Consider the following 19719-nt stretch of genomic DNA (forward strand, 5'->3'; position numbering starts at 1 on the left):
TTGACTGCATGAGAACGGTATGCCAGCATACGAACACGGTGGCGAAAAAGGGTACCGGTTGTGAAAGAGAAAGGTCCAGGCGGCGCAAGACAGGTCAGCTTCGGGCCACACATAACATACACATGGAGACGATACGCAAATGGCGGAGGAGACTAGGAGCGAGTTCCACAGATTCTGGCGTGCGGTGCTGGCGCTCAGTGTCGTTACGATTTGCGCGCTGCCGGGCGTGGCGCGCGCGTGGCAGTTCGACACCGGCATTCCGGACCTCACGGTCCAGTGGGACAACACGGTGCGATACAACCTGGGCATTCGCGCCGAGGATTGCGATCCCAACATTTGCGGCAACGGCAAGGGTGCCGGTGACGTGACCGCGCACCAGTCCGACTCGAAGTTCGCCAAGGCGGGCGATATCGTTCAGAACCGTATCGACCTCGTGTCGGAACTCAACGTCATCTACAAGAACGACACCGGCGTTCGGGTGAGCGGCACGGGCTGGTACGACTTCGCGTATGCGGGCGGCCCCTCGGGCGATCCCTTCTTCCTCTCGCAAGGGATCAACGCGTTTCCGAACAACAAGTACACGAGCTATATCGACCGCTGGAACAACGGGCCTTCCGGGCAACTGCTCGACGCCTTCGCGTTCACGAAGTTCAATATCGGCAGCGTGCCGATCAGCGTGAAGCTCGGTCAGCACGAAATCTACTGGGGCGAGTCGCTCTTCTGCTTCGTGTGCGGCGTGGCGTACAACCAGGGACCGGTCGATATCCGCAAGGCCATGACCGACCCCGGCGCGCAGGCCCAGGAACTGTTCCTCCCGCGCCCGCAGATCTCGTTCTCCGCCGCGCTTCCTTATAACCTCACGCTGGCGGGCCAATACTTCTTCGACTGGCAGGCGTCGCATCTGCCCGACGGCGGCACCTATTTCGGTCCGGCGGACTTCTTCACGCTGGGCGGCGGGACGGTGGTGCCGATTCTCGGTGTGCCGACCAACTTCGTGGGCAAGCAGAACCCCGACCATCAGACAGGCGACTTCGGCATCGCGCTCAAGTGGCACCCGGAGTGGCTCGACGGCACCGCCGGTTTCTACTATCGCGAGTACACGACCACCTTCCCGCAGATGGTGATCGACGGCGTGTCGAACGGCGTGCTCAACGTGGGCCTGAACTACAACGCGCCGCGTGAACGGATGTTCGCCTTCAGCTTGTCCAAGCAGATTGCCGGCATCTCGTTCGGCTCGGACCTGACTTACCGCACCAACGCCGAGCTTTCCGCTTATCCGTTCGCCAACGTGATCCAGCAGAACCTCTCGGGAGCTGACTGGATTCCGCGCGGCGACGTGTTCACGGCGGTGGCGAACATGGTGGCGTTCGTCGGCAAGACACCGATTTTCGACTCGGCGACGTTCACGGCCGAAGTGAATTACGCAGGATTGCAGAAGGTGACGCATGACCCGTACAGCCTCTATTACGGTCTTGCGCAGAACTGCGGTTCGGACGGCGTGGCGACGCACCACGGCTGCCCGACCCGGAACGCAGTGGGCATCGCGGTTCAGTTCATGCCGATCTGGTACGGCGTCGGGCCGGGCATGAACCTCAGCATGCCGCTGTTCGTTGGCGTCGGACTGAGCGGCAATTCGCCGGTCATGTTCGGCGACAACCAGGGCCAAGGCTCGTACAGCATTGGCTTGAGCCTCGATATCCAGCAGCAGTACACGGTGTCGCTGAAGTACAACGGCTTCCTTGCCTTGCATAGCAACGACAGCCTCGGCGCCGCCTCGTTCAGCAATTCGAGCCTCGGGAAGTATTGGGACCGCAACTGGGTGTCGTTGACACTCGAGGGCAAATTCTAGGCATCATCAGGAGACGCAACATGATTCGCACCATTCGATTCGTGCCCACCGTACTTGCACTGGCGTTCGCGGGGCAAGCCTTCGCCGCGGTGAGCGCGGACGACGCAAAGCAGCTGGGCGGCGCCACGCTCACCAGTTTCGGCGCGGAAAAAGCGGCCAGCAAGGACGGCTCGATTCCGGAGTACGACGGCAAGGGCATCGCGCCGCCGGCCGACTGGGATCCGAAGCAACCGGGCCGCCGTCCGGACCCGTTCCACGAGAAGCCGCTTTTCTCGATCAACGCGCAGAACTGGCAGACCTATGCGGACAAGCTGACCGAGCTGCAAAAGGAGATGTTCAAGAAGTACCCGGACTATCGCATGGACGTGTACCCGTCGCACCGCACGATGGTGTTCCCGAAGTACGTGATCGACAACACGTTGAAGAACGCGACGTCGTGCAAGGCGGTGGACAACGAACTGCGTCTCGACGGTTGCTATGCGGGTATTCCGTTTCCGCTGCCCAAGACGGGCAAGGAGGTGATGTGGAACCACCTGCTGTTCTACGGCACCCCGACCAACGCCGAAAACCAGCGCACGTGGCACGTTCCGCCCAATGGCAGCGCGTACCTCGCGAGCGCATCCCATGGCTTCGAGGCGTTTCCGATCTACGATCCGAAGCGCACCACGCCGCTTGACGGCAAGGACGTCTACTGGCGCGTGCGCCTCGACGACTACGCGCCGGCGCGCGCGAACGGCCAGAAGCTGATCCTCGTGAACGCGGTCGACCAGGTCAACATCGGCCAGCGCGCCTACCAGTATCTGCCGGGCCAGCGGCGTGTGAAGCTCGCGCCGGACCTCGCGTACGACACGCCGTCGCCGACCAACGGCGGCGTCGGCACGGTGGACGACGCGAAGCTGTTCCTCGGCGCGATGGACCGTTTCGACTTCAAGCTCATCGGCAAGTCGGAGAAGTTCCTCGCCTACAACACCTATGGCGCGACCGACTACAAGACCTGCCCGGAGGACAAGCTGGTTTCGACCAAGCACTTCCCGAACCCCGACTGCATCCGTTGGGAACTGCACCGCGTGTGGGTGGTGGACTCGACGCTCAAGCCGCAATTCCGCCATATCTACCATCGACGCACGTTCTATTTCGATGAGGACGGTTACGGCGCGGGCATCCAGGAAGCCTATGACGCCTCCGGCAAGCTGTATCGCGGCGCGTTCAACACCTTCTATACGTACTGGGAAAAGGACGGCGGCAACGACGGCTCGGTCGTCAATCTCGACCTGATCACCGGCGAGTACGTGATGCAGGGTACGGCGGGCGCACCGGGCGCCGGGTTCTGGCCGGTCGAACCGAAGCCCGATGTGTTCTACAGCCCCGAGGCGCTGGCCGGGGAAGGGATCAACTAGCTTCCGGCTGTACGAGTGGGCTCTCGCGAAGTCAGCACACGAATGAGCGTCCGCTCTCTTGCCGCGACGGATGGGGCAGCGCCGCGCCGTCGCGAGCGACGTACATGAACGAGCGCAATGTTTTGGGCTATGAGGTGCACAGTGCTATTACTTGAGAGTCTTCGCAGCGTTTGCAGGGCGGCGCGCGGCCGTCGCACGATGTGGGGCAGCGCCGTCGGGGCGTGTGTTGCGGCGCTGCTGGCGGCCGCGCCCGCGCACGCATTCGAGAATCCGGAGCGCACGCCCGCGATGTCGAGCACGCTGGCGGCGCGCTCGCCGCTGATCGGCACGGCGCGTGCGGGCAAGCGCATTGTCGCGGTGGGCTTGCGCGGGCATATCGTTTATTCGGATGACGAAGGAAAAAGCTGGCGGCAGGCGAGCGTGCCGGTCAGCACGGATCTGGTGGCGGTGTCGTTTCCCACGGCGCAGCAGGGCTGGGCCGTGGGGCACGGCGGGATCGTGATTCACAGCGTGGACGGCGGCGCCACGTGGACCAAGCAGATGGACGGCGAACGCTTCTCCGCGCTGGCGGTGAGCTACTACGGCAAGCTTCAGCAGACCAATGCGTCGCCCGAGACGAAGCGCGCGCTGAACCAGGCGCAGACACTCGCGACGGACGGCAGCACGCGCGCCTTGCTCGACGTGTATTTCGACAGCGAAACGAGCGGCTTTGTCGTCGGCACCTTCAACCGCATCTATCGCACGGAGGACGGTGGCAACACCTGGACGCCGTGGATGGAGCGCTCGGGCAATCCGCGGGAACTGCACTTCTATTCAATTCGGGGCGAGAACGGCCGCGTGCTGTTGACGGGCGAACAGGGGATGGTCTGGCAACTCGACGTGACGCGCACGCATTTCGAACCGATCCAGACGCCCTATAAGGGCACGCTGTTCGGCTCGGTGCTTTCCGGCGCGGACATCTTCGTGTTCGGCATGCGCGGCAGCCTGTTTCATAGCGCGGACAGCGGCCGGACCTGGGAAAAGGTCAAGGTGCCGAGCGAGGCGGGCATCACGGGCGGCATGGCGCTCGGGCCGGGCCGCATGCTGCTCGTCAACCAGGCGGGCACGGTGCTCTATACCGGCGACGACGGCAAAAGCTTTGAGACCGTCAAGCTGCCCCACCCGATGGCCTATTACGGCGTTGGAGACGCACCGGACGGCAACATCGCGCTCGCGGGTTCGCGCGGCGTGCGGGTGGAGGCATTGCCCGAAGCGGACCGCGCGGCGACACGCGGTGCGAATTGATCGAATCCCGCTAAAGAAGGCATAGACATCATGGTGACAACAGGCAGCGACGAGTCGATGGCGGTCGTTTCGGACCCCAAAGATTTCGACCAGAAGTCAGGGAATTTGCTGGAGCGGCTCATTTTCAACCACAGAATCTGGGTGGTGGCCGGCTGCATCTTCCTCACTCTGTTTTTCGGATTCCAGTTGCGTGGGCTGGTCGTGGGCGCGAGCTACGACAAGATGCTGCCGCACGCCCACCCGTACATCAAGAATTTCCTGGAGAACCGTGGGGAGTTGCGCGGCCTCGGCGACACGTTTCGCGTGGCCGTGGAGAATCCTCGGGGCGATATCTTCGACCCGGCGTATCTCGACGCGCTCGCGAAGATCAATGACGAAATCTTCCTGCTGCCGGGCGTGAACCGTGCGTGGATGAAGTCCATCTTCACGCCGGTCGTGCGCTGGACCGAGGTCACGGAAGACGGCTTCGTCGGCGGGCCGGTGTTGCCCGACACGTTCAACGGGTCGCCCCAGTCGATCGAGCAGTTGCGCATCAACATCGCGCGCGCGGGCGTGGTGGGCAGCCTCGTTTCGAACGATTACCGTTCGAGCATGATCATCGTGCCGCTGCTCGGTGACGGCGCCGAAGGCAAGCGCGTGGACTATCACGCGCTGTCGGTCGCGCTCGACGAGATCCGCGCGAAATACAGCAAGCTCGGGCCCGACGGCAAGCCGCTCGTGCGCGTGCATGTCATCGGGTTCGCGAAGCTCGTGGGCGATCTGATTCAGGGCCTGGGCGAGGTGATGTACTTCTTCGTCGCCGCAGCCGCGGTCGCGACGATCATCATCTTTCTGTTCACGCGCTGCGTGCGCAGCACCGTGCTGGTCGTCGCGTGCTCGTTGATCGCCGTGGTCTGGCAACTCGGCATGGTATCGATGCTCGGGCGCGAACTCGATCCGTTCTCGATCCTCGTGCCGTTCCTCGTGTTCGCGATCGGCGTGTCGCATGGCGCGCAGAAGATGAACGGCATCATGCACGACGTCGGCCGCGGCACGCACAAGTGGGTGGCGGCGCGCTACACCTATCGGCGTCTGTTCTTCGCGGGCATGACGGCGCTGCTCGCCGACGCCGTGGGCTTCGCGGTGCTGACCGTGATCGACATTCCCGTGATTCGCGAACTGGCACTGACCGCGAGCCTCGGCGTGGGCGTGCTGATCTTCACGAACCTCATCCTGCTGCCGGTGCTGCTTTCGTATGTGGGCGTGAGCAAGAAGGCGGCGCTGCGCGCGCTCGCGCAGGATCAGGACGAGGCGCGCGGCAAGGGCATGGGCCGCATCTGGACCGTGCTCGAGCGCTTCACGGAAAAGCGCTGGGCGATCGGCGCGGTCGTGCTGGCCGTGATACTGGGCGGCGTGGGCTACGTGGGCGGCATGAAGCTGAAAGTGGGCGACCTCGATGCCGGCGCGCCCGAATTGCGGCCCAACTCGCGCTACAACCTCGACAACGCGTTCATCACGAGCCACTACGGCATTTCGAGCGACGAACTCGCCGTGATGGTCAAGACGCCCGCCGGTAAATGCGGCACCTTCGAGAACCTCACGGAAGCCGACCGCCTGGCGTGGACGCTCGCGCAGGTGCCGGGTGTGCAACGCACTACGTCGCTGGCTGACACGATTCGCTCGTACACCATGGGCTCGTTCGACGGCAACCCGAAGTGGATGACGATCAGCGAGAGTCAGAGCCTGATCGACCCGCAGGTCAATAACGCGGTGGCGTGGAACTCCGAGTACCTGAACGGCGATTGCACGCTGCTGCCCGTCATCGCCTATCTGTCCGACCACAAGGCCGAGACGCTCGACCGCGTGATCCAGGCGGCGAGCGACTTCGCGGCGCGCCACGACACGAGCGAGCGCAAGTTCCTGCTCGCTGCGGGCAACGCGGGCGTGGACGCCGCGACGAACATCGTCGTGAACGAGGCGAATCACACGATGCTGCTGTACGTGTACGGCGCGGTGATCCTGCTGTGCGCGATCACGTTCCGCAACTGGCGCGCGGTGGTGGTGGCGGTGCTGCCGCTCGCGCTCACGTCGCTGCTGGCCGAAGCCGTGATGGCGGCGCTCGGCATCGGCGTGAAGGTGGCGACGCTGCCGGTGGTGGCGCTGGGCGTGGGCATCGGCGTTGACTATGCGCTGTATCTGCTGAGCGTGCAGCTCGCGCAGCAGCGCCTGGGCCTGAGTCTTTCGCAGGCCTACAAGAAAGCGCTGGGATTCACCGGCAAGGTGGTGGGGCTCGTGGGCGTGACGCTCGCGGCGGGCGTGGTGACGTGGGCCTGGTCGCCGATCAAGTTTCAGGCCGACATGGGGATCATGCTCACGTTCATGTTCCTCTGGAACATGGTGGGCGCCCTCGTGCTGATTCCGGCGCTCTCGTGGTTCCTGCTGCGCGGCGTTCGGCAAAGACAGACGACGGCGGTCGTTCAACTGGATGGACTGGGAGGACAATGATGAATCGACAAGCGGGACCGGATAGAAAGACGCTGGTGGAGATGTACCGGAAGATGACCTTGATAAAGCAGAACGACGAACGGTTCCGCTCGGTCATCAAATCCGGCAAGCTCGTCTTGCCGTATTACTCGCCGCGCGGCCAGGAGGTGATCCCCTCGGCGGTTTCCGTGCATCTCACCAACGAAGACTACGTGTGCACGATCTATCGCGGCATGCACGACATGCTGGCCAAGGGCGTGCCGACGAAGCTGCTGTGGGCGGAATTCGCGGGCAAGGCCACCGGCACCTGCAAAGGCAAGGGCGGGCCGATGCACATCACGCACCCGGAAAGCGGCGTGATGGTGACCACCGGCATTGTGGGCAGCAGCATGCCCATCGCCAACGGCCTGGCGCTCGCCGCGCAGGTGCGCGGCGAGTCGCGCGTGAGCGTGGCCTACTTCGGCGACGGCGCGAGCAATATCGGCGCGTTTCACGAGGCGCTCAATCTGGCCGCGGTGTGGAAGCTGCCCGTGATCTTCGTGTGCCAGAACAATCAGTATGCCGAACATACGAAGTACGAAGTGGGCACGGCGGCCGCGCGCATCGCCGATCGCGCCGTGGCGTATTCGATGCCGGGCGTGCGCGTGGACGGCAACGATCCCGTCGCCATGTGGAGCGCGGCGCGCGACGCCGTGGCGCGTGCGCGTGCGGGCGAGGGACCGACGCTCATCGAAGCGATGACTTTCCGCTTTCACGGCCACGTATTCGGCGACGCGGACGGCTATATGGAGCCGACGGAGAAGGCCGCAGCCATGGAGCGCGATCCGGTGCCGGCGTTTCGCACGTGGCTCATCGAGCGCGAACATGCCACGGAGCCGGAACTGGCTGCCATCGAAGCGCAGGTCGAGAGCGAGATCAACGAGGCGCTCGAGTTCGCGATGTCGAGTCCGTATCCCGACGTGGCCGAGCTGAAACGGGACGTCTACGCACAGGAGCTCACAGCATGAGCGAGGCAACGAAGAACGTGAATACGATCCAGGCGATCAATCTGGCGCTGGATCACGCGCTGGCCGAGGACCCGCGCGTGCTGGTGTTCGGCGAGGATGTGGCCGATCGCGAGGAAGGCGGCGTGGTGGGGGTGACCAAGGGACTCTCCACGAAGCACGGCGCGAGCCGCGTGCGCTCGACGCCGATCTCGGAGCAGGCGATCGTGGGCGCGGCCATCGGCGCGTCGATCGCGGGCATGCGTCCGGTGGCGGAGATCATGCTGATGAACTTCACCGCAGTGGCGATGGACATGATCACCAATCACGCCGCCAAGCTGCGTTTCATGTCGGGCGGACAGACCAGCGTGCCGCTCACGATCCGCACCATGACGGGCGCGGGCTTCAGCACGGGCGGCCAGCACTCGGACTTTCTGGAGGCGTGGTTCGCGCACACGGCGGGGCTCAAGGTCGTCGTGCCCTCTACGCCCGCGGACGCCTATGGCCTGCTGCTCTCCTGCATCGACGATGAGGACCCCTGCATTTTCGTCGAGAACATGGTGAGCTACTGGACGCCCGGCGAGCCGCCCGTGCCGGGCCGGCGCATTGCGCTCGGCAAGGCCAACATCGTGCGCGAGGGCGGCGACGTGACCGTGATCGGCTACAGCCGCCAGGTGGCTGACATCAGCGCCGTTGCCGAAAAGTTCGCGAAGGAAGGCGTCAGCGTGGAAGTGATCGATCTGCGCACGATCTCGCCGCTCGATACCGAAACCATCCTCAATTCGGTGGCGAAGACGCGCCGCGCCGTGATCGTCCACGAGGCGGTCAAGAACTTCGGCGTGGGCGCCGAGGTGGCCGCGTGCATTCAGGAAGCACTCTTTGGCCAGCTCAAGGCGCCGGTGCGCCGGGTCGCTTCGGCGTTTTGCCCCGTGCCGTTCGCCAAGCCGCTGGAGGCCGCGTTCGTTCCTGGGCAGGACCAGATCGAAGCCGCCATTCGTTCGACGCTGGATTGAATCACTTTATCGACGCAGGGGTTAGTGTGACTACACAAGTTCTTTTTCCGAAGATCGGCTTCTCGATGGAAGAGGGCACGCTCGCCGAGTGGCTCGCGGCCGACGGCGCGGACGTGGCCGAGGGGCAGCCGCTCTACGCGCTGGAAAGCGACAAGTCGGTGCAGGAGATTCCCGCGCCCGCAAGCGGCAAGCTCAAGATACATGGCGCGATCGGCGAGCTTTACAAGGTCGGCGATCTGCTGGCCGAAATCGGTTGAGCCTCGGAACGGGAGTTCGCAATGAGCCACACACTTGAACTCGCCTTGCCGCCGTGGCCCGATGTCGATTACGCCGCGTTCGGTGAAATCGAAACGGTCCCGCTGTCGCGCATCCAGAAGCTCGGCGCGGGTTATCTCGCGCGCAACTGGGTGACGATACCGCATGTCACCCACCAGGACGAGGCCGATATCACGGCGCTCGAACCCGTGCGCAAGCGCCTGAGCGAGGAGTCGGGCGTCAAGGTCACGCTGCTGCCGTTCCTCATCAAGGCGGTGGCGGCGGGACTGGCGCGCTTTCCGGCGTTCAATGCCTCGCTCGACGCGGACGGGCAAACCCTCGTGCTCAAGAAGTACTTCCACGTCGGCTTCGCCGTGGATACGCCGAAGGGCTTGATCGTGCCCGTGGTGCGCGACTGCGAGCGCAAGAGCGTGGTCGAGCTTGCGTCCGGGATCGCCGCGCTCGGTGCGCGGGCGCGCGACAAGGGCCTGCCGATGGCGGACATGGTGGGCGGCTGCATGACCGTCAGCTCGCTCGGCCATATCGGCGGGACGGGCTTCACGCCTATCGTGAACGCGCCCGAGGTGGCGATACTCGGCGTGATGCGCGCGCAGTGGAAGCCGCAGCGCGAAGGCGACGGCATGAGCTGGCGGCTCATGCTGCCGTTGTCGCTGAGCTACGACCACCGCGTGCTGAATGGCGCCGACGTGGCGCGCTTCGCGGCGCATCTCGCCGACATGCTGGCGAAGCCGGAGAGCTTCCCGCTTCTCTGAGTGTCGCCCCGGCGCTGTAGCGGCCCGCGCCGACGGCGCCTGCCTTTACCTTGCGTATATTCCCATGCACATCGGAGTGCCCGCGGCCACGCGGGCGAACGAAACCCGCGTTGCAGCGACGCCGGAGAGATGGTGTTCGGCGATGCGAAGCAGGTTATCGAGGAGATGGTGAAGGCGGCGAGCCGGGCGGTTGGTGTGTGGCCGGTGTGCGGCGCGAGCGTCGTCAAATGAAAACGCTCGCGCCGCGCCGCTCAGGCGCTCAGTCGAACTTCGCGCCGCTGCGCGAGAGCATGGCGGTGACGCCGTTGCCGAAGTCGGTGCTTTGCGCGCAACGCGCCACCGCATCGGCCTCCATGGCGAGCAGGCGCGAAAAGTCAGGATAGGCCGCGCTGTTCAAAAGCCGCTTGGTGCCCGCCATTGCCACCGACGGTCCGGCGGCAAGACGCGCGGTCAGTTCGCTCACCTTGTCGTCCAGTTCCTCGTCGGCAACGACGCGCGTGACGACGCCAAGTTCGAGCGCCTCGTGCGCGTCGATGCGCTCGCCGAGCAGGGCAAGGCGCTTGGCCGCTTTCACGCCCATCGCCCCCACGAGCAGCCCGCTCAACCCGCAGTCCAGGCTCAGACCAATCAGCACATGTGCGGCGAGAAAATAGCTGCTGCTGCCGCAAATCACGAAATCCGCGGCGAGGCACAGGGCCACGCCCGCACCGGCCACGGAGCCGCGCGTGGCCACGACAATCGGCTTGCTGCAATCGAGCAGCACTTGGGGCAGCCGGTTGCCCACCATCAGGCGGCGCTCGAACACGTCGTAGCGTTCGTCGGGCGGCAGCGTCAGGGGCTCGTGGAAGCTCTTGACGTCGCCGCCGCCGCAGAAGTGCGCGCCCTCGCCGCGCAGCAGGATGCATTTGACGTCGCGCTCGCTATCGGCCAGGCGCACGAGTCGAATCAGTTCGCCCGTGAGTTCGGGGCTCAGCGCATTGCGCGCGTCGGGACGATTGAGCGTGATGGTGGCGACGCGGCCGGCCACGTCATAGGTGATCTGGGTAGTCATGGTGACGATCCGTAGAGAGTGGGGCGGAGATCACGGCGCGGGAAAGCGCGGCTTGCGGCCCTCGCGAAAGGCGGCAATGCCCTCCTTGAGTTCGCCGTTCTGGAGCAGCGTCAATCCTTCGCAGGCAAGCGAGTTGTCGAGCACCGAAGCGATCATCTGGCGCAGCGGCAAGTTGGTGCACATCTTGGTGTAACGGATGGCCGACTGCGCGCCGTTGGCGATCTGCCGGGCGAAGCGCTGCACGGTGGCGTCGAGATCCGCCTCGGCCACGCTGTAGTTGATGAGGCCGATGCGCGCCGCCTCGCCGGCGTCGAGACTATTGCCCGTCAACAGGAACTCCTTGGCCCGCGCATAGCCCACGAGTTGCGGCCAGATAAGCGCGCCGCCGTCCCCGGCGACGAGACCGATGCGCACGTGCGGGTCGGCAATGCGCGCGCTGTCCACGGCCACGATGATGTCGCACAGCAAGGCCAGCGTCGCGCCAAAGCCGATGGCGTCGCCGTTGATGCGGCAGATCACCGGCTTGGGGCATTCGAGCACGCCCGCGACGATCTTGCGGCCTTCGCGCAGCGAGTGCAGAAACGGCTGGCGATGCTCGATCTGCCGCGTGAGCCAGTTTAGATCGCCGCCCGCGCAGAAGGCGCGCCCCGCGCCGGTCAGGACGACGACCGAAACCTCCGCGTCGTCGGCGAGGTCGTCGAAGATCGTCGCCAGTTCGCGGTGCAGCGTGGCGTCGATGGCGTTCAGCGTGTCGGGCCGGTTGAGCACGACGGTGGCCACACCGGCCTCTTTCGTGATCGCAAGGCTCTCGTAGCGTGCGTAGTCGATGGTGGGTTCCATATCGGCGGCCTCAGGCAATGTCGGCGCGGCCGTTGTTCAGCACGACCACGTCGCGTTCGGCCACGCGCGCGACGAAGCTGATCGTCGAACCGTCGCGCCAGAACTCGGTGACGATGGTCTCGCCCGGATAGACGGGCGAGGAAAAGCGCAAGCGCAGCGAGCGCAGGCGCGCCGGGTCGTTGTCGCACCATGTTTGCAGCACCGCTCGCGTGGCGACGCCCAGCGTGCAGAGCCCATGAAGAATCGGCTGCTCGAAACCGGCCTTGCGCGCGAGCGCCGGGTCGGCGTGAATCGGGTTGTAGTCGCCCGAGAGCCGGTAGAGCAGGGCGGCGCGCCCGAGCGTCGGAATGCTGCAACGCGCGTCGGCGGGGCGCTCGGGAATGGGATGCGGCGCGGGTGCCTCGTTTGTCGTGCCGCCGCTGCCGCCGTCGCCGCGCAGCACGTAGGTCGAGGTCACGGTGCTCACGAGGCGCTGCGTGTCCTGCTCGTGCAACTGTTTTTCCTGGTAGAGCATCACGCCCTTGCCGGGTCCTTTGTCGACCACGCGCGTGACGCGAAAGCTGCCCACATACGTCTTGCCGACTTCGAGCGGCTGGTGCATCTCGAAGGCCTGTTCGCCGTGCAGCAACCTGACCCAGTCGATTTCCAGCGCCGGGTCCTTGACCCAGCCGCCCGGGTGGGAGATCACGTTGACCATGGAGGGGAAGACCTTGAGGCCGTCCTCATAGGCGAACTGGAGCTGGGCCGGGTCGTGCGGCGCCTCGCCGATGCCGATGCCGAGCGCGTACAGCATGCAGTCGCGCGCGACGAGCGGATGCTCGATGGCCTCGAATTTTCTGGAAAGTACCTTCTCGAGATTCATGGTGGGTCTGCTCTTGTGAGTGGGTTGCGCAGGCGCGACCGGAGGGCGCGGAGCACGGCCGATCGTTAAAATTAATATACGGAAGCATACGAAATGTGTCCACGATTTTGTGGGTGAAAACGGGCAATAGCACGTGATTCAAAGAATGGTTGTGATCGGTTTGGCGAAAATTATCGTTCGCAACATTACGATATTTGAATGGGATGTTATGCTTCGGAACGAATATCGACCGGCGGCTTTCGCCCGACGTGATTCCACGCCGTGGTTTCGCGTGGTGTTTCCAGGTAGTGACGACCAGTGACGACGAAAGAGATCACCATGACCGACGCTTACATCCGCCTGCGCGGCGCGCCGAATTTCCGGGACTTCGGCGGCTATCACACCCGCGACGGGCGCTACGTGCCGCAGCGCAAGCTGTTTCGCTCCGACGTGCTTGCCGGCTTGACGCCCGAGGACTTCGGGCAAGTGGCCGGGCTCGGCATCCGGCTCGTGTGCGATTTGCGCGGGGCGCTGGAGCGGGAGCGCGAGCCGACGCCCTGGCCCGCGGGGCAGTCGCCCGAGGTCCTGCACATGGACGTGAATGCCGATCTGCGCTCCGGCGAGTCCTGCATCCTCGACATGCTGCGCGAGAGCACCACCCAGGCCGCCGCCGAAGCAGCGATGCTTCAGACCTATCGCGAGATCGCGCATGCGTTGCAGCCGCATCTCGCGGCCTTGTTCAAGCGGCTGGCCGAGGGCGACGGCGCGCCGCTCATCATTCATTGCACCGCGGGCAAGGACCGCACTGGCGTGCTGGCGGCCGTGATCCAGATGGCGCTCGGCGCACCGCGCGAGCACGTACTTGCCGATTACCTGCTGACGGCGCGCTATCGCGACCCGGCCCGGCTCGAACTCACCATCGCCGACCTGTTGCTCGTGCTGCTGGGCCGCGAGCCGTCGCGTGCCGTTGTCAGCGCGCTGGCGGCCGTGCGCGAGTCGTATCTGGAGACGGCGCTGGAGGTCATCGAACTGGAAAACGGCTCGCTGGAGGGCTATCTCGCGGCAGGCGGCGTCGATGCCGCCACGCTGCGCGAGGTCCGCGAGCGGCTGCTCGCCGGATAAGGCGCACGACAGCCGCGCCACCGCAGTCCCACCGTGCTCTACCCGAGCCATCCATTTCGTCCGGCGCCCACGCGTGCCGGCCAACATTGACAATACGAGAGGTTTGAAATGACCGGCACTACTTCTGGGGAGCGCAAGCGCGGCCACGCGTCGGCTGTGAGTCCGCTCGTTTGCGAGCTTCATGCGAACGACAGCCGTCCGCTTCCGCTTGCGCTGCGCGCGGCGGGCACTGTCGATCCGCTGGCCCGTCCGGTTGCCTTCGCGAAGTATTGGGACGCGGCGTTTGCGCAGCGCGAAACGGAGCATGTCTGGAAGAAGACGTGGCAATTCGCCTGCCGCGAAGAGGATATTCCCGCCGTTGGCGATCGCGTCAATTACGACGTCGGCAACCTGTCGTTCATGATCGTGCGCAGCGCACCCGATGAAATCCGCGCGTTCTACAACGCATGCCTGCATCGCGGCACGCGTCTTTGCGGCGGCCTTGGCTCCGGCGAGCGCGTGCGCTGTCCGTTCCACGGCTGGGAATGGAATCTCGACGGCAGCTTGCACAACATTCCGAGCCAGTGGGACTTCCCGCAGACCGAGGGCAGCGACTACAGCCTGCCCGAAGTGAAGGTGGGCCGCTGGGGCGGTTTCGTGTTCGTGAACGCCGATCCCGAGGCGGCGCCGCTGGTCGAGGCGCTCGGCGTGCTGCCCGAGCATTTCGCCAGCTGGAAGCCGGAAGAACGCTTCACCTTCGTGCATGTGCGCAAGCTCGTGCGCGCGAACTGGAAGGTCACGCTCGAAGCGTTTCTCGAGGCCTATCACGTGATCGAGACACATACGGACGCGTTGCCGTTCACCGGCGACGCCTCCACGCAGTACGACATCTGGGACGACGGCAAGAGCCATGTGAGCCGGCTCATCACGCCGCTTGGCATTCCGAGCCCGCATCTGGGCGATGACGCTTCGGCCCAGGCGGCCGTCGACGCCGTCACCCAGGTCTTCGCGATGGCCATGGGCCCCGACGCCGTGGTGCCGCGTTTCGACGCCGCAGCGGGACGCGGGCGCGCCGAAGTCGCCGAGTGGCGCAGACAGTTGATGAGCAAGGCCCTGGGGCGCGACTTCTCCGCGCTCACCGACGCGGAACTCGTGGACACCGTGCAGTACTTCATGTTCCCGAACTTCTGCCCGTGGTACGGCGAAGGGCTGCCGCTGAGCTATCAGTTCCTGCCTTACAAGGACAATCCCGAGGAGTCGGTGATGGTGATCCGCCTGCTGCTGCCGCTGCCGGGCAACGGCGTGCCGCGTCCGCCGTCGGCGCCCGTGATCGAACTGGGTTTCGACGAGACGTTCGAGGGTGTGCCGCAACTCGGCCTCATCAGCCACATCTTCGAGCAGGACATGAGCAATCTGCCGAACATTCAACTCGGCTTGCGGGCCGCGAGCGACGCGCGCGCGTTTGCGACGCTCGGGCAGTACCAGGAGTGCCGCATCAGTCATTTTCACGAGACGCTCGATCGCTATGTCGACCAGTGAGCCGGGCCTGACCCTGAGTTGAACTTATGGAAACGGAAAAGGTAGCCGCCGGGGCGCAATTCGTCGACGCCATGGCGTCGGCGGAGCTGGCCTCGGGCGCGCAGCGCGCGGTGAACGTGAATGGCCGAAGCATTCTGCTTTGCCGCGTGGGCGGCGAGGTGCATGCGCTCGCCAATCTATGCCCGCATGCGCACCAACCTCTGGAAGGCGGGGCGATCGAGGGGGGCGCGATACGCTGTCCGCGTCACGGCGCGTGTTTCGACCTTGCCAGCGGGGCGTCGCTGAACGGCGTGACGCGTACGGCGGTGCGCACGTTCGCGGTGCGCGAGCGCGCGGGGCGTATCGAAGTCGATGCGCCCCGCGCGAACGTCGGCTATTTTCCGGATTTCAGTCAGGATGCCTGAGGTTGTGATGATGCCTGTATCGATCGTCGTAGTGGGCAGCCGGCGCGCCGTGCGCTACGAAGAAGTGACGCTTTCGCGCGACGGCAGCCTGGTGCTTTTCACGGGCCGCTTCGGCGAGCGGGAAGTGCGTTGCGCCATTGCGCGCGAAACGCTGGAGCAGCATTTCTGGCTGCCCGAGGGCGCGAGCGAGTCGTATGTCATCAAGTCGTTTCTCGACGGGAGCCAGCGCATCACGGCGGCCGTCGAGCGGCGTTTGCTCAGGGAGCGCCGCGAGCCCGTGATGCTCGGCTCGCGCGACTTTCGCGATCAGGCGAAGGTTGCGCTGCATGTAGCGGCTTAGTCATCTGATAGCGGCTGGGAGCGCCAGCAAGCTCCCGCCAGTGCTCACGAATTCAGACGTTGCGTTTCTGCGCGAGTGCTTCCTCGCGTTCATCCCTGTCCGTCGAGACGGACAAGGCTCGCCATGCCTCAATATTGGCCCGGAAGCTGTCGATCTTCGCCAGTGCGAACTCGACCGCGTCGGAGCCGGCAGCGTACCGCAGCGGCGGGCTGGCGGACTCGGCAAGGCCAAGCAGCGCGCCCGCGAGCTTCGCGGGGTCGCCAATCTGCCGATGGTTCATCGAGCGATGCCGTTCCACGAGTTGCGCCGTGAACGGCGCGTAATCGTCGATATCGAACTGGCCGTAGCCGATCGAGCTGGCGTCGAGAAAATTCGTGCGAAAGAAGCCGGGCTCGACCAGCGTCGCGTGGATGCCGAACGGCTTGAGTTCGTGCGAGAGTCCTTCCATCCAGCCTTCCAGTGCGAACTTCGAGGCGCTGTAGATGGAGGAGCCCGAGAACGAGACGAATCCCGCAATGGAAGACACTGTGAAGATGTGCCCGCCGCGCTGCTTGCGCATGGCGGGCAGCACGCCGCGCGTGAGGTTCATCGCGCCAAACACGTTGGTCTCGAACTGCGCGCGCACTTGCGCGTCCGACGTGTTCTCGAAGCAGCCTACCTGTCCGTAGCCGGCGTTGTTCACGAGCACGTCGATGCGCCCGAAGCGCCGGTACGCGGCGTCGAGCGCCGCGTGCACGTCGTCGCTGCGCGTCACGTCCAGCGGCACGGCGAGCAGCCGCTGCGCGTGCTGCGGCGGCGCTTCGATTGCGCCGGGATGGCGCGCCGCCGCGACCACCCGATGTCCCGCTTCCAGGGCGGCGGCAACGACCGCCGCGCCGATGCCGCGCGACGCGCCCGTGACCATCCAGACCTTGCCCGTCATTCGTGTTCTCCTCGTCTAGTTGTGCGCCGTGCGGTGGCGCGCCTTGAGCACCCTGCGCAGGAGCTTGCCGGTTTCGGTTCTCGGCAGTGCGTCGACAAACTCGATCGTGCGCGGGCATTTGATTTTCGAAAGCCTCGCGGCGCAATGCGCGAGGAGGTCCGCGCGCACAGCGTCGCCGCAGGCGCTCGCGGGCTTGAGCTGCACGACGGCCTTGACTTGCTCGCCGTAGACGGCGTCGGGCACGCCGATCACCGCCGCATCGAACACGGCCGGGTGCGTCAGCAAGACGTTTTCGATCTCCTGCGGGTAGACGTTCACGCCTCCCGTCACCACGAGATCGGCGCGCCGGTCGCTGATGTAGAGATAGCCCTGGGCGTCGAGATGCCCGATGTCGCCGTATGTCGCCCAGCCGCGAGCGTCGACGGCCGAGGCCGTTTTCGCGGCGTCGTTGTGATAGGCGAAGCCCACGCCGCCGCTGAACCAGATCGAACCGGTTGCACCCGCAACGAGTTCCGCGCCGTCGTCACCGAGGATATGCGCGGCGCCGCATATCGGCCGCCCGACCGAGCCGCGATGCCGCAGCCAGTCGTGCGAGTCGATATAGGTGACGCCCGCGTTTTCGGTGCCGCCGTAGTATTCGTCGAGAATCGGACCCCACCATTGGATCATCGCGTCCTTGAGCTCCGGCGGGCAAGGCGCGGCGGCGTGAATGGCACGGCGCATCGAAGCGAGGTCGTAGCGCGCTCGCGTTGCCTCGGGCAGCGCGAGCAGCTTCACGAACATGGTGGGAACCCAGTGCGAATGCGTGACCCGATGCCGCTCGATGGCGGCCAGCGCCGCCTCGCTGTCGAACTTGTCCATCACCACGGCCGTGCCGCCGCACTCGATCACGCGCACGTTGAAGCGCCCCGTGGAGTGATAGAGCGGCGACGGGCTCAGGTAGACGGTGCCGGCGGAAAGCTCGAAGATCGCGCGCAAGCGCTGTTCCAGTTCGGGCAGCGCGTAGCGGTCCTCGTAGCGCGCGAGCGGCCGCCGGATGCCGCGTGGCTTGCCGGTGGTGCCGGAGGAATAGAGGAATTCGCGTCCCACGGGCCGCGGCGGCAGTTCGCCTTCGTCGCTCGCGGTGAGCACGGCGGCTTCGTAGCACTGCGCATGGTTCTGGGTCTCGCCAATCACGAAGTGCCCGATCAACTCGTTTTGCAGGAGCGGTGGGAGATCGTCGGCGATAGCCGCGGTGCGGGTGGTGGTGATGAGCAGTTTCGCGCCGCAATCGTTGACGATGTCGGCGACCTCGAAGCGGGTGAGTTGCGTGCTCAGCGGCGTGTAGTAGATCCCCGCGCGGCGCGCGCCGAACCACAGCTCGAAGGTGCGCGGGTCGTTGTCCATCAACAGGGCGATGCCGTCGCCGGGCGCGAGGCCGAGCGAGATGAGCCAGCGCGCCACGCGCGAGGCGCGGCGGTCCAGTTCGCCGTAAGTGAGGGAGGCGCCGCCGGTGAACACGGCGGCGACCTTGCCGGGGTGCAGCATTGCGTTGTCGTGCAATCGGTCCATGCAGGCGCCTTTTGTCGGTTCGTTAGCCGGGGCGTGATTGAGTCGTGCGTCGCCGCGCCGCTCCGATCAGAACGCCACCTGGTCGCCGCCCTTGAGGTCGAGCATCTTGCGCGCTTCGTCGGGCGTCGCGACTTCGAGCGAGAGTTCTTCGAGAATGCGGCGGATCTTCGCGACCTGCTGCGCGTTCGATTGCGCGAAGCGGCCGCGCTCCAGATAGAGGCTGTCCTCCAGACCGACGCGCACATGCCCGCCGAAAAGCGCGCTTTGCGTGACGAAGCGCATCTGGTGACGGCCCGCCGCGAGTACGGAGAGGTAGTAGTCGTTGCCGAACAGACGATCGGCGACCGCCTTCATGTGCGCGAGATTCTCAAGGTCCGCGCCAATGCCGCCGAGAATGCCGAAAATGCACTGCACGAGGAACGGCGGCTTGAGCAGGCCGCGCCGCACGAAATGGTCGAGCGTATAGAGGTGGCCCACGTCATAGCATTCGAACTCGAATTTCACGCCGTGACGATGCCCGAGTTCGACGATGATCGTCTCGATGTCCTGGAAGGTGTTCTTCAGCACGAAGTCTTTCGTGCTCTCCAGGTAGGGGCGCTCCCAGTCGAACTTGAAGTCGTCGATCTTCTGCGCCGCCCCCGAGATATTGAAGTTGATCGACCCCATGTTGAGCGAGGCCACTTCGGGTCGCGCCGCGCGCGCGGCTTCCACGCGCTGGTCCATCGACATGCCGAGGCCCGCGCCGGTGCTGACGTTGAGCACGGCGTCGGTGCGGCGTTTGATGGCCGGCAGGAACTTCATGAACAGATCCGCGCTGGGCGAGGGGCGGCCGGTTTGCGGATCGCGCGCGTGCAGATGAATGATCGACGCACCGGCTTCGGCCGCACCCACCGCCGCTTCGGTGATCTGCTCGGGTGTGATGGGCAGGGCGTCCGACATGGTCGGCGTATGAATCGATCCGGTGACGGCACAGGTGATGATGACTTTGTCTGCCTGACGCATGAGCTCGCTCCTGGTGGCGGGATGGGCAAGGACGGCCGCATCCTCTATTGTGTTTTTGTGCATACGATACGGAAGAATACTATATTTCGACGCGGCGGGAAATCACCGGAG

General features: G+C 65.1%; 18 protein-coding genes. 12 read left to right on the top strand and 6 right to left on the bottom strand.

The window, feature by feature from the left end:
- Positions 1 to 139: 139 nt before the first annotated feature.
- From C7402_RS31020 to C7402_RS31055, 8 genes are all read left to right on the top strand, one after another.
- Positions 140 to 1849, top strand: a complete 1710-nt coding sequence (locus C7402_RS31020) for a DUF1302 domain-containing protein (RefSeq protein ID WP_116613362.1) — start codon at positions 140 to 142, stop codon at positions 1847 to 1849.
- A gap of 20 nt (positions 1850 to 1869) precedes the next feature.
- On the top strand, positions 1870 to 3246 hold the full coding sequence (locus C7402_RS31025) for a DUF1329 domain-containing protein (RefSeq protein ID WP_112173728.1): 1377 nt from the start codon (positions 1870 to 1872) through the stop codon (positions 3244 to 3246).
- Between the two features lie 198 nt (positions 3247 to 3444).
- Positions 3445 to 4530, top strand: coding sequence for a WD40/YVTN/BNR-like repeat-containing protein (locus C7402_RS31030; protein ID WP_116613363.1), 1086 nt, complete (start codon positions 3445 to 3447; stop codon positions 4528 to 4530).
- Between the two features lie 30 nt (positions 4531 to 4560).
- Positions 4561 to 7014, top strand: a complete 2454-nt coding sequence (locus tag C7402_RS31035; RefSeq protein ID WP_244314980.1) for an efflux RND transporter permease subunit — start codon at positions 4561 to 4563, stop codon at positions 7012 to 7014.
- Positions 7015 to 7067: 53 nt separating this feature from the next.
- A complete protein-coding gene (locus C7402_RS31040) occupies positions 7068 to 8000 on the top strand; it encodes a thiamine pyrophosphate-dependent dehydrogenase E1 component subunit alpha (RefSeq protein ID WP_208949033.1) in 933 nt (310 codons plus the stop codon).
- Entirely contained in the window at positions 7997 to 8989 is a 993-nt protein-coding gene (locus C7402_RS31045; protein ID WP_116613364.1) for an alpha-ketoacid dehydrogenase subunit beta, read from the top strand. The genes C7402_RS31040 and C7402_RS31045 overlap by 4 nt, the downstream gene beginning before the upstream one ends.
- 26 nt (positions 8990 to 9015) lie before the next feature.
- On the top strand, positions 9016 to 9246 hold the full coding sequence (locus C7402_RS31050) for a biotin/lipoyl-containing protein (RefSeq protein ID WP_112173731.1): 231 nt from the start codon (positions 9016 to 9018) through the stop codon (positions 9244 to 9246).
- 21 nt (positions 9247 to 9267) lie between these two features.
- Positions 9268 to 10017 (top strand): 2-oxo acid dehydrogenase subunit E2, encoded by a 750-nt coding sequence (locus C7402_RS31055; RefSeq protein ID WP_112173732.1) that lies wholly within the window; start codon positions 9268 to 9270, stop codon positions 10015 to 10017.
- 259 nt (positions 10018 to 10276) lie between these two features.
- Here C7402_RS31055 and C7402_RS31060 read toward each other — a convergent pair whose 3' ends face one another.
- From C7402_RS31060 to C7402_RS31070, 3 genes are read right to left on the bottom strand one after another with little or no spacing between them, the layout of a single operon-like run.
- Positions 10277 to 11068, bottom strand: a complete 792-nt coding sequence (locus tag C7402_RS31060) for an enoyl-CoA hydratase/isomerase family protein (RefSeq protein WP_112173733.1) — start codon at positions 11066 to 11068, stop codon at positions 10277 to 10279.
- A 30-nt stretch (positions 11069 to 11098) separates the two neighbouring features.
- The gene (locus C7402_RS31065; RefSeq protein ID WP_112173734.1) at positions 11099 to 11908 is read right to left on the bottom strand and encodes an enoyl-CoA hydratase/isomerase family protein; all 810 of its coding nucleotides are present in this window, start codon (positions 11906 to 11908) and stop codon (positions 11099 to 11101) included.
- A gap of 10 nt (positions 11909 to 11918) precedes the next feature.
- On the bottom strand, positions 11919 to 12770 hold the full coding sequence (locus C7402_RS31070) for a MaoC/PaaZ C-terminal domain-containing protein (RefSeq protein ID WP_112173735.1): 852 nt from the start codon (positions 12768 to 12770) through the stop codon (positions 11919 to 11921).
- A gap of 318 nt (positions 12771 to 13088) precedes the next feature.
- On the opposite strand from C7402_RS31070, the gene C7402_RS31075 reads away from it, so the two are divergent.
- The 4 genes from C7402_RS31075 to C7402_RS31090 all read left to right on the top strand — a co-directional run bounded on the left by C7402_RS31075 (position 13089) and on the right by C7402_RS31090 (position 16133).
- Positions 13089 to 13871, top strand: a complete 783-nt coding sequence (locus tag C7402_RS31075; RefSeq protein ID WP_116613365.1) for a tyrosine-protein phosphatase — start codon at positions 13089 to 13091, stop codon at positions 13869 to 13871.
- Positions 13872 to 13979: 108 nt separating this feature from the next.
- A complete protein-coding gene (locus tag C7402_RS31080; protein ID WP_116613366.1) occupies positions 13980 to 15389 on the top strand; it encodes an aromatic ring-hydroxylating oxygenase subunit alpha in 1410 nt (469 codons plus the stop codon).
- Positions 15390 to 15415: 26 nt separating this feature from the next.
- Positions 15416 to 15793 carry a Rieske (2Fe-2S) protein gene (locus tag C7402_RS31085; protein WP_116613367.1) on the top strand — a complete coding sequence of 126 codons (378 nt, stop codon included), beginning with the start codon at positions 15416 to 15418 and terminating at the stop codon, positions 15791 to 15793.
- A gap of 7 nt (positions 15794 to 15800) precedes the next feature.
- Positions 15801 to 16133, top strand: coding sequence for a DUF1488 family protein (locus C7402_RS31090; protein WP_244314981.1), 333 nt, complete (start codon positions 15801 to 15803; stop codon positions 16131 to 16133).
- 52 nt (positions 16134 to 16185) lie between these two features.
- Here C7402_RS31090 and C7402_RS31095 read toward each other — a convergent pair whose 3' ends face one another.
- From C7402_RS31095 to kce, 3 genes are all read right to left on the bottom strand, one after another.
- Positions 16186 to 17055: an oxidoreductase gene (locus C7402_RS31095; RefSeq protein WP_116613368.1), complete on the bottom strand. Its 870-nt coding sequence runs from the start codon at positions 17053 to 17055 to the stop codon at positions 16186 to 16188.
- 15 nt (positions 17056 to 17070) lie between these two features.
- Positions 17071 to 18606 (bottom strand): AMP-binding protein, encoded by a 1536-nt coding sequence (locus C7402_RS31100; protein WP_116613369.1) that lies wholly within the window; start codon positions 18604 to 18606, stop codon positions 17071 to 17073.
- A 66-nt stretch (positions 18607 to 18672) separates the two neighbouring features.
- Positions 18673 to 19608, bottom strand: a complete 936-nt coding sequence (gene kce, locus C7402_RS31105) for a 3,5-dioxohexanoate:acetyl-CoA acetone transferase (RefSeq protein WP_112173741.1) — start codon at positions 19606 to 19608, stop codon at positions 18673 to 18675.
- Positions 19609 to 19719: the final 111 nt, after the last annotated feature.

The sequence above is a fragment of the Paraburkholderia unamae genome (assembly GCF_003096875.1).
GTDB classification, from domain to species: Bacteria; Pseudomonadota; Gammaproteobacteria; order Burkholderiales; family Burkholderiaceae; genus Paraburkholderia; species Paraburkholderia unamae.

Excerpts from the sequence above, each read along its gene's own strand:
- C7402_RS31020 (WP_116613362.1), top strand. The coding sequence starts at position 140 with ATGGCGGAGGAGACTAGGAGCGAGTTCCACAGATTCTGGCGTGCGGTG.
- C7402_RS31025 (WP_112173728.1), top strand. The coding sequence starts at position 1,870 with ATGATTCGCACCATTCGATTCGTGCCCACCGTACTTGCACTGGCGTTC.
- C7402_RS31030 (WP_116613363.1), top strand. The coding sequence starts at position 3,445 with ATGTGGGGCAGCGCCGTCGGGGCGTGTGTTGCGGCGCTGCTGGCGGCC.
- C7402_RS31035 (WP_244314980.1), top strand. The coding sequence starts at position 4,561 with ATGGTGACAACAGGCAGCGACGAGTCGATGGCGGTCGTTTCGGACCCC.
- C7402_RS31040 (WP_208949033.1), top strand. The coding sequence starts at position 7,068 with ATGACCTTGATAAAGCAGAACGACGAACGGTTCCGCTCGGTCATCAAA.
- C7402_RS31045 (WP_116613364.1), top strand. The coding sequence starts at position 7,997 with ATGAGCGAGGCAACGAAGAACGTGAATACGATCCAGGCGATCAATCTG.
- C7402_RS31055 (WP_112173732.1), top strand. The coding sequence starts at position 9,268 with ATGAGCCACACACTTGAACTCGCCTTGCCGCCGTGGCCCGATGTCGAT.
- C7402_RS31060 (WP_112173733.1), bottom strand. The coding sequence starts at position 11,068 with ATGACTACCCAGATCACCTATGACGTGGCCGGCCGCGTCGCCACCATC.
- C7402_RS31065 (WP_112173734.1), bottom strand. The coding sequence starts at position 11,908 with ATGGAACCCACCATCGACTACGCACGCTACGAGAGCCTTGCGATCACG.
- C7402_RS31070 (WP_112173735.1), bottom strand. The coding sequence starts at position 12,770 with ATGAATCTCGAGAAGGTACTTTCCAGAAAATTCGAGGCCATCGAGCAT.
- C7402_RS31075 (WP_116613365.1), top strand. The coding sequence starts at position 13,089 with ATGACCGACGCTTACATCCGCCTGCGCGGCGCGCCGAATTTCCGGGAC.
- C7402_RS31080 (WP_116613366.1), top strand. The coding sequence starts at position 13,980 with ATGACCGGCACTACTTCTGGGGAGCGCAAGCGCGGCCACGCGTCGGCT.
- C7402_RS31085 (WP_116613367.1), top strand. The coding sequence starts at position 15,416 with ATGGAAACGGAAAAGGTAGCCGCCGGGGCGCAATTCGTCGACGCCATG.
- C7402_RS31090 (WP_244314981.1), top strand. The coding sequence starts at position 15,801 with ATGATGCCTGTATCGATCGTCGTAGTGGGCAGCCGGCGCGCCGTGCGC.
- C7402_RS31095 (WP_116613368.1), bottom strand. The coding sequence starts at position 17,055 with ATGACGGGCAAGGTCTGGATGGTCACGGGCGCGTCGCGCGGCATCGGC.
- C7402_RS31100 (WP_116613369.1), bottom strand. The coding sequence starts at position 18,606 with ATGGACCGATTGCACGACAACGCAATGCTGCACCCCGGCAAGGTCGCC.
- kce (WP_112173741.1), bottom strand. The coding sequence starts at position 19,608 with ATGCGTCAGGCAGACAAAGTCATCATCACCTGTGCCGTCACCGGATCG.